A 13,503-nucleotide genomic window follows, 5' to 3' on the forward strand; every position below is an offset into this window, starting at 1 on the left:
GCAAATGAAGCCAACAACGCTGTAGAACTGAATATAACGGGAAAATTATGACGGGAAAAACAGAGTATTGGAAACGTAACCTATACGTCGTGTGGTTCGGCTGTTTTTTAACAGGTGCCGCCTTTAGCCTGATCATGCCTTTTCTCCCCCTCTATATTGAAGAACTAGGCGTTAAAGACCATGCCTCTTTGAACCTATGGACAGGGGCAGTTTTTAGTATCACCTTCTTATTTTCCGCGATTGCTGCGCCATTTTGGGGTCGATTATCCGATCGTAAAGGCCGTAAACTCATGCTGCTGCGTTCAGCACTAGGGATGGCTATCGTGATGGTGCTTATTGGTTTTGCACAAAATATTTGGCAGCTCTTAGCCTTAAGAGCCATATTAGGTTTATTGGGTGGTTTTGTTCCCAATGCTAACGCGCTGATTGCAACTCAAGTTCCCGTGAAAAAAAGTGGTTGGGCTATGGGTGTCCTCGCTACTGGTGCAGTAAGTGGCGCACTTATTGGCCCACTCATTGGCGGTTTTCTTGCTGACCAGTATGGCTTACGTCCCGTCTTTTTTATTACCGCAACGGTGCTGTTTATCTGCTTTTTTGTCACGCTTTTTTATGTCAGAGAACGCTTCACGCCTGTTTCTCGCAAAGATGCATTAACGAGCAAACAAGTTTTTGCCTCTTTACGTAATAAAAACTTAGTTATCAGCCTCTTTTTTACCACCATGATTATTCAAGCTGCTATGGGCTCAATCAACCCTGTCATCACGCTTTATGTACGTGACTTATCTGATTCCCTTGAAAACTTGGCCTTTGTCAGTGGTGTGATAGCTTCCATTCCTGGTGTTGCGGCTTTAATCAGTGCGCCCATGTTAGGTAAACTCAGTGACCGAATAGGCCCTGAAAAAGTTTTACTCGCCGTGCTGGGCGCATCTATTTTTGTATTATTCCCAATGGGGCTGGTAAGTAGTTATTGGGAGCTAGGCTTTCTCCGATTTATGCTTGGGGCTCTGAATGCTGCGCTATTACCCGCAGTACAAACGTTAATTATCTATAATATTTCCCATCAAGTAACGGGACGTATTTTCAGCTATAACCAAGCATTGCGAGATGTTGGGAATGTGACAGGGCCATTGATGGGGTCGTTTGTCGCTGCAACTTACGGTTTCAGAGCCGTATTCTTTTTCACCGCTGCGTTAGTTCTCTTCAACTTAATTTATTCATGGTTAGTCATCAGGCGCCAACCCGATGGCCTGCGAGCCTCCCCTACCGACCAATAAGCCTCTTGCTATTTTTTGTACAAAAACCTGATGATTTATAAGCTTTATTGCCTTACTTTCCTTAAAATCAAATTTTAGTACATATAACCACTTGATTTTAAATAACTTAATCGATTCAAAATTCTTTCTTTTATTGTCAACTAAAATCCTGTATCTTCCCCTAGCTTATCGTGAGAAATGAGAGTTATATCGACTTTTCACCTTAAAAACACACCTTTTACAATAAATTCATTCTGTATATAGGTGATTCTATAATAATGTATGTTAAAAATATGTTTCATATATTCATGTTAACATATCAATAACAATTGGCACTCAGGCGCACGGCTTGGTGTTTTATATCATGCACAACCTCTCAAGAGAGTATTTATGGGAGTTCACAGATGAATAATTCTGCGACTAAAACAAAAACTTTTTTTGGGCATCCATACCCATTGAGTTCGCTTTTCCTCACAGAAATGTGGGAACGCTTCTCTTTTTACGGAGTTAGACCGTTACTTATCTTATTTATGAGTGCGGCATTATTACAAGGCGGAATGGAATTACCTATTGAACAAGCTTCGGCTATCGTCGGTATTTTCGCTGGAGGGGTTTATATCACCTCGTTACCGGGTGGTTGGTTAGCCGATAACTGGTTAGGCCAACGCCGCGCCGTTTGGTACGGCTCATTAATCATTGCGTTTGGCCATTTATCCATCGCAATGTCTGCGTTTTTATCAAATACTTTCTTTTTCGTCGGCTTATTGCTCATCGTATTAGGTACAGGGTTATTTAAAACCTGTATTACCGTGATGGTAGGAACCCTGTATAAGAAAGAAGATACACGCCGTGATGGCGGTTTCTCCCTGTTCTATATGGGTATCAATATGGGGTCCTTTATTGCCCCGTTAATTATTGGCCCACTTCATGAAAAATATGGGTGGCATTTAGGTTTTGGCCTTGGTGGTTTAGGAATGTTAATTGCCCTGTTAATTTTCCGCTTTTACGCCATTCCTCAAATGCGCCGTTATGATAAAGAAGTTGGCCTTGATTCCACTTGGAACCGTCCAACGGTTGAGCGCAAAAACGTGGGGAAATGGGTTACCTTTGCCATGGTGCTATTAGCCATACTGGTTATCTTGATTGATAATGGTACGATCCCATTTAATGCCTCAATAATTGCGAAAAGTTCTGCTTATGTTATCTCGACCTGTGTGGGCATCTATTTCTTATTTATGTTCTTCCTTGGCGGTTTAAACAGCAGCGAACGTTCTCGTTTACTGGCATGCTTGATTTTACTGATTGCAGCCGCATTCTTCTGGTCAGCCTTTGAGCAAAAACCCACTTCATTTAATATCTTTGCTCGGGACTATACTGACCGCCAAATGGGGAGTTTTGAAATTCCAACCATTTGGTTCCAATCAATCAATGCCTTGTTCATTATATTGTTAGCCCCAGTATTTAGCTGGTTCTGGCCTTCGTTGGCTAAACGCAATATGAACCCAAGCAGTATGACCAAGTTCGTGATTGGTATCTTATTTGCTGCGGGCGGCTTTGCTATCATGATGGTGGCAGCAAACCAAGTACTCGCAACCCAAAGTGGCGTTTCACCTTTCTGGTTAGTTGGCAGTATCTTATTGCTGACGTTAGGAGAACTGTGCTTAAGCCCTATCGGGTTAGCAACCATGACCTTGCTCGCACCACAAAAAATGCGCGGCCAAGTGATGGGGTTATGGTTCTGTGCTAGCGCATTGGGTAACCTTGCAGCTGGTATCATGGGGGGTAACATTCGCAAAGACCAATTAGATTCGATGCCTGAGCTATTCTCCCACGTCTCTATTGCACTGGTGATCTGTGCGGTCGTATTAGCAGCGTTGATTATCCCTGTTAGAAAAATGCTTAAAAATGCAGACAAAAATGAAGCTAATGCTTAATAGCGCTGATTAATTGTCTTCTATCCGGTAGCAGCCCACACGCTACCGGATCCTCCGCATCATTCCCCACTTAATAGTTTGCTTATTATTTCTGATAAAATAGGCGCTATACTGCTCTCTCATCATCCCATAATGACTTTAGGAAATCATACAATGAGCCTTTCCGCCCCTATTTACTATGTTGATGCTTTTACAGATACCCTTTTTCGCGGTAACCCAGCAGCGATTGTATTACTCGATAACTGGTTACCAGATGAACAGCTCATTGCCATTGCCGCAGAGGTTAACTTGTCAGAAACCGCATTTTTAGTCGGCCATCATATTCGCTGGTTCACCCCTAAAGTTGAAGTAACACTCTGTGGCCATGCAACACTTGCCGCTGCTTTTGTGTTAAATCAAGTACTCGAGCAAGACATTCATCCTTTAACATTTAATTCTCTGTCGGGTGACCTCGTTGTGACACAGAATGCACAAGGATTTACACTTGATTTTCCAATTTTTGAATCCGAACAAAGCCATCCAAACCATTACCCACACCTCGTCGATATCCTTGGTGTCAAAATCAAAGATCTTTGGATAGCAAAAGACCGTTATCTGTGTTTTCTTGAAAGTGCAGAGCACGTTCAAAACTGTCAGCCAGACATGTTAAAACTTTCGCAGCTTTCTCTACCTGGGTTAGCAATTACAGCAGAAAGTGCTAATAGCGATTGTGACTTTGTTTCTCGTTACTTTGCTCCCGCCAAAGGGGTTGACGAAGACCCTGTAACAGGCACCTCACATTGTGCCATTGCCCCAATATGGGCCAAACAGCTGAATAAATCGCAGTTAATAGGCCAACAGATTTCATCGCGCGGAGGGGTAGTTCAATGTGAGCTAACCTCTGACCGAGTAAAATTAACAGGTAAAGCCGTTTTATTTTTAACAGGCCAAATTCACATTTAAATCTTATAAATCAAATGGATAGATGCAAAACTATTTATTTTCCTATCTGTTTCTCTATCCGAATTCTACCAGCGCCATTATTTTTCTCGAAATATTGGCGTCCATTTCTTATCTAAAAATAAATTTTTTAACATTTAAACAAATCTTTTAATTTCAACTCAACTTGGTTTACAATTATAATTATTATTAAAGATATAATTACAATTATAAACATTTCTAATTGAAGCTTTGGTCAATTGTTAAAAACTCATTCGATATAAGGAACTTAATAAGATGGCTATAACGAGAAGAAAATTTTTGATTGGTGGTGGTGTTGTTGCCGTTGCTGCAGGGGCTGGAATTTTAACTCCAATGTTAACGCGTGAAGGTCGATTTGTTCCTGGTAAGCCACGACATGGCTTTGTTGCAGGAACTGAAGGCCCTCTACCACAGCAAGCTGACGTCGTTGTTATTGGTGCTGGAATTTTGGGGATCATGACCGCAATTGAGCTGGTTGGACGTGGTTTAGATGTTGTTATTGTTGAAAAAGGTAACATCGCAGGCGAGCAATCATCCCGCTTCTACGGCCAAGTTATCACTTATAAAATGCCAGATGAAACCTTCTTACTCCACCACTTAGGCAAACAACGTTGGAGAGAGATGAACGCGAAAGTCGGTGCAGATACAAGCTATCGTACTCAAGGCCGCGTTGAAGTGCCATTCGATGAAGAAGATCTTGTCAATGTTAGAGAGTGGATTGATACTCGCAGTAAAAATGTCGGTTCAGATATTCCATTCAAAACACGCATTATCGAAGGTGCTGAACTCAACCAACGTTTAAACGGTGCACAGTCTAAATGGACAATCGCAGGTTTTGAAGAAGACTCTGGTAGCTTAGATGCTGAAATTGCAACCTTTGTCATGGCTGATTACGCGAAAAAATTAGGAATAAAAATTTATACTAACTGTGCAGCAAGAGGTTTAGAAACTCAAGCAGGCGTAATTTCTGATGTCGTCACCGAGAAAGGGCCTATCAAGACCTCACGTGTTGTTGTGGCAGGTGGCGTCTGGTCAAGGCTGTTTATGCAAAACTTAGGTGTGGATGTCCCAACATTACCGGCTTATCAATCTCAACAACTGATCACCGGTTCACCAACTGCACCGGGGGGTAACGTTGCTTTACCGGGTAATATTTTCTTCCGTGAACAAGCAGATGGTACCTATGCAACATCCCCTCGTGTGATTGTTGCACCGGTTGTTAAAGACTCCTTCGTCTATGGCTATAAATACATTCCACTGCTATCTATGCCTGATTTCCCTGTGCATATTTCATTAAATGAACAATTAATTAATTCATTTACTGAGCCAACAAGCTGGAAACTGGATGAAGTTTCACCATTTGAAAAACACAGAAATATGACGGCATTACCTGATTTACCAGAGCTGAATGCATCATTTGAGAAATTAAAAACAGAATTCCCCGCATTTAAGGATTCTAAACTGATTGACCAATGGAGTGGTGCTATGGCCATCGCACCAGATGAGCATCCAATCATTTCTCAAGTCAATGAATATCCTGGTCTAGTTATCAATACTGCCACAGGCTGGGGGATGACCGAAAGCCCAGTTTCTTCCGAGCTCACAGCTGACTTGCTATTAGGCAAAGAACCCTCACTGAATGTGAAACCATTTAGTCTGTACAGATTTAGTTAATACATGTTTGTAAAATTTGCTCACAAAAACCCTTCTATATGAAGGGTTTTTTTATTGCCTATTGTGGCTCTATTGCTTAGTATTCGAAACTTAAATCAAATGGAGTGATTATGAATAAATTACTATTAGCAATAACGATTTCACTATTAAGCGCCACTGCTTTCGCTGAAAAAACGTATACCGTAGAGCAATTAGAGGACATGATTGCTGACAACAATAAACCACAAATTGCCGTGCCAGTTTTAAATGGCTCAATAGCAAAAGACGACTTTCCAACGTGTAAATCAGGGTTAATCGAGTGGCTTGAAGGCGTTGAAAAATACCCTGTTACCATTGAAAAAGATATTGATGGCGAAGATTTTTCTGCCACTATTTGGGCTGAATCTAATGCGTTTTTAGTTTCTTGCGTTAAAAATGGCAGCAATGCAAAAGCAGTTCGCATGAGCGCCGAATATTTAGATAATTAACCTCCATCTTTTTTCAGCAATTTAAAGGCTCATTGTCTAGTTTTGAGTCTTTAATATTTCCCCCTATTTTTCCTAAATACGAAAATATGAAAAAACTTTTCAACTGGAACGATTCACTTCACATTTATTGCTGAATTAAATTGAGAGGAGTATTACACTTGGTCTTTAACATTTCTAATACACCCAGTAACAATTGTAAGGCAGACCATGAGCTCCATCGCTGACGATGTCATCGCACAAAAAATTGAGCAATCCATTTCTCGCGTCTCTAAAGTCGTATTTCCAACAACGACTAACCACCACAGTACTTTGTTTGGTGGTACCGCCCTAGCTTGGATGGATGAAGTTTCTTTTATTACCGCAACACGGTTTAGCCGTAAACGCCTCGTTACGGTATCAACTGAGAAAATTAACTTTACCCACCCAATCCCTTCAGGGACCATTGTTGAGTTAGTAGGTAAAGTTATTCGAGTCGGAAGAACCAGTTTAACGGTCAACGTATCGATTTTTCTAGAAGATATGTATTCAGATGGTCGTGAAGAAGTAATACATGGCCAGTTTAATTTTGTTGCAATTGATAACAACGGGAAACCCACGCCATTATTTGAGTCATAAGCTTTCTTAAGCCGTTAAAGTAAAAATTTTTCGCATATTGCTGAAGGTGTGAATTCTGTAAATTTCGATTCACACCTTTCTTATAGCACATACTATTTAATTTATTTTTTCACTTTTTATGTGTTTTATATTGAGATTTTATTAGCATAAGATATTTTTCTAAAATAATCGCCCAAAGCTTACTTATATTACCACCTGACTTATATGATTTTTCAACCACTTTCTTTATTAAGATCTTGTTACAATAAACACATAAAATGACTAAGAAACATTAAACTTCATACTTCAATATATTGTAATTTTTATTACATATTGATATTTTTCAATTAAAATCGTAGAGTATAGAAGTAATCAATTATCCTAAAAATGCGTAAAAAGATGAGCGTGTAGCTTATTTTACATTACGTATTTTGATGTAAATTCTCTTTGTATAATACACTTTGTTGACAGTAAATCTCATCGAGACATTTTATTAAAAAATAGAAATAAACAACGCTAATATAAGACATCAATCATGCTTAGAATTCTCTCATTTATTATTTTATGTGCTTTTTCAATTAACCTAAGTGTTGCTGCAGTTCCCAAAGAAACCATCAAACGTATCGAACAGGAGGCACAAAAAGGGGATATAAAAGCGCAAGTCATGTTGGGAATTGGCTATTACCTTGGGAATGAGCTTAAACAGGACTATGGTAAAGCAAAAAAATGGCTAACGATGGCATCAAATAAAGGTAATTCTGATGCTCAGTTATTTTTAGGTGATATGTATTTAAACGGTAATGGTGTTGAAGCCAACCTCGAAACTGCCATGGATCTGTTTGAGAAATCAGCCAATAAAGGCAATGTTGAAGCTCAGAATTATATGGGCCAATTTTACTATCAAGGTATTGGTGTAAAACAAAACTATATTACGGCTTTTGAATGGTTCAAAAAATCTGCTGATAAAAAATTCCCACCAGCGCAATATCAAGTAGGTAAAATGCTAGAAAGTGGTGAAGGAATTGAAATAAACGAAAAATCTGCAGCTGAATATCTAGCTCAAGCCTGTAAAGCTGGTTTAAAAGAAGCCTGCGTAAAAAAATAAATCTGACTTAGTATTTCCCGCCATTTGCCTGATGTCGCTCATTATAATGACATCGGGCACTTCTATTTTTTGATAAAAAATCTTATTACGGCTACTTGCTCACACCCTTTCACCAATAAATTCATTACTATTAATAATCAAATTCACAATGTATGATATTGGTCTAAGCTTATAATATAAAAGAAAAAGGGAGATATTATGTACAATACAATTTTAGTACCGATCGATGTAACCGAAGATGCTCTCACTAATTTATTAGTTCCTCATGTTAACTCACTACAAAAATTGAACGATGCAACAGTACACTTTCTTGCCGTAACCGCACCAATTTCAAATTATTTGCGCTACGGTGGCACAATCTTACCAGGGGACTTCCCTGATGATGAAAAACAAGCTGAAATCATTCTTAGCGAGTTAAAAGAAAAAATTAAATTATTTGATATCCCTGCAGATAAAGTAAAGGCAAAAGCAACCGTCGGTTCTGTTAAAGACGAAATTTTGGCAACAGCAGAAGATATTAACGCCGATATAATTTTATTAGGTTCGCGCCGCCCGAGTATGTCAACCTATTTGCTCGGTTCTAATGCCGCATCAGTAGTTCGCTATGCGAAAACTAGCGTATTAGTCGTTCGATAATAAAGGCTAAAGTGCTATTTGCTGCCAAATAAACGCATTTTACAAATAAAAGGTTTAGCCTTAATGATTGTTACAAAAAACAGCAAAGACACACACTTTATGAGGCTATTTATGCACTCATTTAGGGTAAATTAAAGACTCATAAACATTTTCGTGACTTTCACGCCCTGCTTTTTTAGCAGGGTTTTTTTATGCTATAAAACTGATGAATGTTTTAATCTAAAACGCTTAAAAGGAATACCGTCAAAATCAACGATGGCTTCCTCAATAAAACCATAACGCAAAATTGCTGATACTTTCTTACGTGTTAACGGTAAGTGTATCGTGACTGACTCAACCTTCAATGATGTAAATGCCTTATTAATTATATTATTAACAATATATTTTCCCTTTCCCCAAAACTTAGGATGTAAAACTAAAGCTAAATCCGCATCGCCCGCTTCATTTTGTAGCCCTCCCCAACCAGCAAACTGGCCATCAACTATAATGGCCCATACGCCATAGCCATATTGCTCCCAATGCTGCTCTTTTCCTATGACCCACTGACGGCAGGCCTGTTCATCGAATTGATTACTCCCTAAAGGCATATGTTCGAGTACGGCTGGATGAGTATTTAATGCGATAAGATCTGCAATACTAATTTGATTTAGCTGTAAAAACTGAATAGGCATCGTGACTGTTTTGTCCACATAAGAGATTCATAAACCGAAAATATAATTTAGCTATCATCACAAAAAATAATGCCCCACTCAAGTTAGCGGGGCACTTAGGCTTTGTTATTACTGCTCTAGGGCTGTCGCCATGACTTTTTGGAAATCCTCCCAAGAACAATAGCCGCTTTTATCAATTGGACACCCTTTTAGCTCTAATGTGATATGTTTAGGAGGGGTCTGTAATGATAAATAGGTGTTATCCCTCAGCTGATCTGCTGTTTGATAAACATATTCTACTTTCATAAAATCTTTATTAGCTTGCTTATCCGTCCAGCGTTGGAATACTAATTTCCCCCCAATCGGGGTATGCTCATACTGCTCTGGTAATTGATATGGCTTAAAATCCATTGCTGACATCAATGACGCAATATTCGAATCATGACCGACTAAGAATATAAATTTTGCAGTTTCTCCTTTATCGGCCGAAACAAAACCTTTATCGATATAATTTAATATTGGATGTGCGACATTTTTGGCAATAATTTTTGGTGTAAATAACGTTTCTTGGTAAGCATTTTTTAACGTATTCAGTTTTTTCCATTTTTCAGGGGTATTCACAAGCCCCCAAGCGACTTCATTTGCAGGAAAACCTTCATAGTATTGAAGGTCTATTGCATCCACCGCTGAATTTGCAATTTTTAATGGACCACTGACGCCCGGTTCTTTTTCTGCTTCAATAATAAAACTGTTTTTTTGACTATTTAAATTACATAACTTATCTGTTTTACATTTTTGAGAATCTTTAATGTTCAATACACTATCTAATTCTTCATAACCCGCAGTTAGTGATAAACCTTTAAAATATTTCTCCATCTCAGCGAGTGCCTGTTGCTTAAATTCAGGAGAGGCATTCGTAATAATTGGGTTAAAAACAGGGTCCATCTTACCAATTTCAGGCTGATGATGAATATTTACCTTGCATCCAGGAAAGGCTCCTGCTGCAAAAAATTGGGCAGTTGCTATCGTCCTTTGTAGACTATTTGTATAAAGGTATATATCTTCGTTACTCGTTGGACACAGTTCATCTGCAAGTAATTTATTTTGGTCTATCCATTCCCTAAAATAATGCCCCATATAGACTTCAAGTGCGCCACCTTTCGTTGTGAGATATCCACTTTGTGCATCCCAAGCAGGCCATTTTTTATCAGTTACTTCAGTAAGAATACCGGTATTTACAATAGGTGTACGTAAATTATGGCGACTAAGGACTAAAACTTGATCCAAAACCATATCTGCTTTGGTCTCTGTATTCGCCAATGCAGGTGCAATAGGTGTTAATAATGCCGCGGATAAACAGAGAGTTAGTAATTTATATTTCATTAAGATACCCCTACGATTAAATCAACAAAGAAAAATACGTTTATCGCTATATAAAAAATTTGGCGAGAAAATTACGCCGTAACTTATCTAATAATGACGAAGTTGACTTTTTTTTCTGCGATAAATATCTCAAAAACAACCTTAAGGTAAATTTAAAACCAGCGGTTGACATAAGAAAAGCAAAAGTTAATATTTTCCAGTCAATATACGGAGACAATATAATGATAGTCCAAAGCGCTACACGTGCACACGATGATGATATTATTCGTGTTTGGGAGTCTTCAGTGAGGGCAACTCACCATTTTTTAACTGAAGAAAAAATTGCTGAACTAAAAATTGCTATCAAAGATATTTATTTACCACATTTAGCTGTTTTTGTGACATTCGATAGCGCAGGCAATATGACCGGTTTTCTAGGGTGCGATAAACACCGTCTTGAAATGTTATTTATTTCTCAAGAAAATAGAGGCCAAGGCACAGGGAAGAAACTTCTTCAATATGCTATTGATACCTTAGGTATTACTGAGTTGGACGTTAACGAACAAAACCCTCAAGCTATCGGGTTTTATCAGAATATGGGTTTTAAACAATACGCACGTTCTGAATTAGATGGTGAAGGCAATCCATTCCCTATTCTGCACATGCGCCTTAATAAAGAGTCGGCATGAAAATCACTGGATTAGAAACTGTACGTTTGCGGTTACGTGGCTGGCAAGAAGAAGATAAGCAACCACTTTACCAAATGAATAGCCACCCCGATGTCATGCGCTATTTTCCTTCAGTACTAAATGAGCAGCAAAATGCACAATTTATGGAAACCATCATAGATAAATTTGCTCAACAAGGAGGGTGGGGACTATGGGCTGTTGAATTGAAATCCAACAAACAATTTATTGGGTTTATTGGTTTAAATATTCCTGCTGCTAATCTGCCCTTTTCCCCTTGTGTTGAAATTGGCTGGCGTTTACTTCCCGAGTATTGGCGTCACGGCTATGCGACTGAAGGGGCTCACGCCGCGATCAAATTTGCATTTGAACAACTAAAACTAGAAGAGCTCGTTGCGTTCACCGCAGTGGTCAATTTACCATCAGAATCCGTAATGCAAAGACTTGGAATGATAAAACACCCAAATAATTTTTATCACCCTGCACTTCCTGATGGCCATTGGTTACAAGAACATGTGCTGTATCGCATCAAGGCAAGTGACTATTTAAAATCGTCTCATCAATAAAAACTAAACTCGCAAAAACCCCCACAAAAAAGCCATCACAATGTGATGGCTTTAAGTTATTTAGCGTCTGCTGCGTAAATTATTTTTTACTTTCAGCTTCCGCTTTAGCTTCTTTCGCTTCGACATCACGGTACCAACGAGGGTGATGTTTTCTCGCCCAACGGCGGCTAACTTTCCCTTCGATCATTCCGTTGATTGAACCTTTAACCCAAAATGCCATGTACATATGAATTAAAATGGCATGGATCAAGACAATCGCAGCAACAGCATGGATCAACAGCCCCCAACGCACCATCCACATTGGGAATAAATGTGCGAAATAAGGGCGCCAAATAATGATACCGGTGACCAAGAGCACAAAAATCAGGCTCATGATACTCCAGAACATCATTTTTTGGCCGGCGTTATATTTACCGACATCAGCCACTTCATGTTCATTGCCCTTCAATACTTCGACAATATTTTTGATCCAAGGTAAGTCTTGCTTATCTGGAATATTGTGCTTCACAAAGCGAACAAACATAAACATCAGCACGACGAAAATGAGTACGCCAAAGAAAGGGTGTAAAATCCGCCCCATTTGTGGTGTACCAAAGGTTTCCGTCAACCATTTCAGTGTTGGGAAAAATAACGCGATCCCCGACAAAGCAACCAAGAAGAAGCTGATGACAACCGTCCAGTGACACGCGCGGTCAATAAACTTAGTCCGCACAATCATTTTGCTTTTCTTACTCATGGTCATCTTTCTCCTCTTCATCACTCACTTCTTTGTTCGGACCAATTCCCACATAGTGGAAAATCAACCCTGCAAAGGTCGCGATAAATCCAACGACAGAAAGTGGTTTCAAGATGCCCTGCCACAGATTGATTGGCGTATCAATTTGTGGGTCTTTAGGCAGGCCATGATACAGTTCAGGTTTATCAGCATGGTGAAGTACATAAACAACATGCGTACCACCAACGCCTTCAGGATCATAAATTCCCGCTTGCGCATAACCCCGATTTTGCAATTTCGTTACGCGCTCTGCACCGTATTCCAACATTTCTTTTTTCGTACCGAAACGGATAGCACCCGTTGGACAGGTTTTCACACATGCTGGCTCTTGGCCTACACTCACCCTATCAACACACAAGGTACACTTGTACACTCGATTGTCTTTCGGATTTAATCGAGGAATGTTGAATGGGCAACCTGCGATACAATAACCACAACCAATACAGTGCTCTGATTGGAAATCCACAATACCATTTGCGTACTGAATGATTGCTCCTGCTGATGGGCAAGATTTCAAGCATCCAGGGTCGGTACAGTGCATACAGCCATCTTTACGGATCAACCATTCTAACTTACCCATTTCGGTGGTTTCGCTAAAACGCATTACCGTCCACGATTTTGCACTTAAATCCGTTGGGTTATCATAAACCCCAACACAGTGGCCAACTTCGTCACGGATATCATTCCACTCAGAACATGCCACCTGACAAGCTTTACAGCCGATACAAGATGACACATCAATGAGCTTACAGACTTCAAGTTTATCATCACGCGCTTGTGGCGGAGGCGTAATGCTATTGGTCGCGGAACGTTTAATAATGTCTTGAGATTGCATGGACAT

The 13,503-nt window shown here is 39.5% G+C and carries 14 protein-coding genes; 10 read left to right on the top strand and 4 right to left on the bottom strand.

The window, feature by feature from the left end; genetic code table 11:
- The first annotated feature begins 47 nt into the window (after positions 1-47).
- From mdtG to M1F26_RS12385, 8 genes are all read left to right on the top strand, one after another.
- Positions 48-1,274 (top strand): multidrug efflux MFS transporter MdtG, encoded by a 1,227-nt coding sequence (mdtG, locus tag M1F26_RS12350; protein WP_140170737.1) that lies wholly within the window; start codon positions 48-50, stop codon positions 1,272-1,274.
- Positions 1,275-1,657: 383 nt separating this feature from the next.
- Positions 1,658-3,187 (top strand): peptide MFS transporter, encoded by a 1,530-nt coding sequence (locus M1F26_RS12355; protein WP_004255871.1) that lies wholly within the window; start codon positions 1,658-1,660, stop codon positions 3,185-3,187.
- 153 nt (positions 3,188-3,340) lie between these two features.
- Positions 3,341-4,129 (top strand): PhzF family phenazine biosynthesis protein, encoded by a 789-nt coding sequence (locus M1F26_RS12360; RefSeq protein ID WP_140170738.1) that lies wholly within the window; start codon positions 3,341-3,343, stop codon positions 4,127-4,129.
- 273 nt (positions 4,130-4,402) lie between these two features.
- Positions 4,403-5,821, top strand: coding sequence for an NAD(P)/FAD-dependent oxidoreductase (locus M1F26_RS12365; protein WP_004255876.1), 1,419 nt, complete (start codon positions 4,403-4,405; stop codon positions 5,819-5,821).
- A gap of 110 nt (positions 5,822-5,931) precedes the next feature.
- Positions 5,932-6,288, top strand: a complete 357-nt coding sequence (locus M1F26_RS12370) for a hypothetical protein (protein ID WP_004255879.1) — start codon at positions 5,932-5,934, stop codon at positions 6,286-6,288.
- Positions 6,289-6,495: 207 nt separating this feature from the next.
- Positions 6,496-6,903, top strand: a complete 408-nt coding sequence (locus M1F26_RS12375) for an acyl-CoA thioesterase (RefSeq protein WP_140170739.1) — start codon at positions 6,496-6,498, stop codon at positions 6,901-6,903.
- A gap of 514 nt (positions 6,904-7,417) precedes the next feature.
- Entirely contained in the window at positions 7,418-7,987 is a 570-nt protein-coding gene (locus M1F26_RS12380) for a tetratricopeptide repeat protein (protein ID WP_004255883.1), read from the top strand.
- Between the two features lie 198 nt (positions 7,988-8,185).
- Positions 8,186-8,623 carry a universal stress protein gene (locus M1F26_RS12385; protein ID WP_004255887.1) on the top strand — a complete coding sequence of 146 codons (438 nt, stop codon included), beginning with the start codon at positions 8,186-8,188 and terminating at the stop codon, positions 8,621-8,623.
- 194 nt (positions 8,624-8,817) lie between these two features.
- Here M1F26_RS12385 and M1F26_RS12390 read toward each other — a convergent pair whose 3' ends face one another.
- Both M1F26_RS12390 and agp read right to left on the bottom strand, forming a co-directional pair.
- Positions 8,818-9,312 carry a GNAT family N-acetyltransferase gene (locus M1F26_RS12390; RefSeq protein WP_226617109.1) on the bottom strand — a complete coding sequence of 165 codons (495 nt, stop codon included), beginning with the start codon at positions 9,310-9,312 and terminating at the stop codon, positions 8,818-8,820.
- A 90-nt stretch (positions 9,313-9,402) separates the two neighbouring features.
- Positions 9,403-10,656 carry a bifunctional glucose-1-phosphatase/inositol phosphatase gene (agp, locus tag M1F26_RS12395; RefSeq protein WP_110591497.1) on the bottom strand — a complete coding sequence of 418 codons (1,254 nt, stop codon included), beginning with the start codon at positions 10,654-10,656 and terminating at the stop codon, positions 9,403-9,405.
- A 221-nt stretch (positions 10,657-10,877) separates the two neighbouring features.
- Here agp and M1F26_RS12400 point away from each other — a divergent pair, with 221 nt between their 5' ends.
- Positions 10,878-11,324 (top strand): GNAT family N-acetyltransferase, encoded by a 447-nt coding sequence (locus M1F26_RS12400; protein WP_140170740.1) that lies wholly within the window; start codon positions 10,878-10,880, stop codon positions 11,322-11,324.
- Entirely contained in the window at positions 11,321-11,887 is a 567-nt protein-coding gene (locus M1F26_RS12405) for a GNAT family N-acetyltransferase (protein ID WP_140170741.1), read from the top strand. Before M1F26_RS12400 ends, M1F26_RS12405 begins: the two co-directional genes overlap by 4 nt.
- Positions 11,888-11,966: 79 nt before the next feature.
- On the opposite strand, the gene fdnI is transcribed toward M1F26_RS12405, so the two are convergent.
- Entirely contained in the window at positions 11,967-12,623 is a 657-nt protein-coding gene (fdnI, locus tag M1F26_RS12410; protein ID WP_004255903.1) for a formate dehydrogenase-N subunit gamma, read from the bottom strand.
- Positions 12,616-13,503, bottom strand: coding sequence for a formate dehydrogenase subunit beta (gene fdxH / locus M1F26_RS12415; protein ID WP_004909723.1), 888 nt, complete (start codon positions 13,501-13,503; stop codon positions 12,616-12,618). Before fdxH ends, fdnI begins: the two co-directional genes overlap by 8 nt.

The organism is Providencia sp. PROV048, from assembly GCF_033688165.1.
GTDB classification, from domain to species: domain Bacteria; phylum Pseudomonadota; class Gammaproteobacteria; order Enterobacterales; family Enterobacteriaceae; genus Providencia; species Providencia hangzhouensis.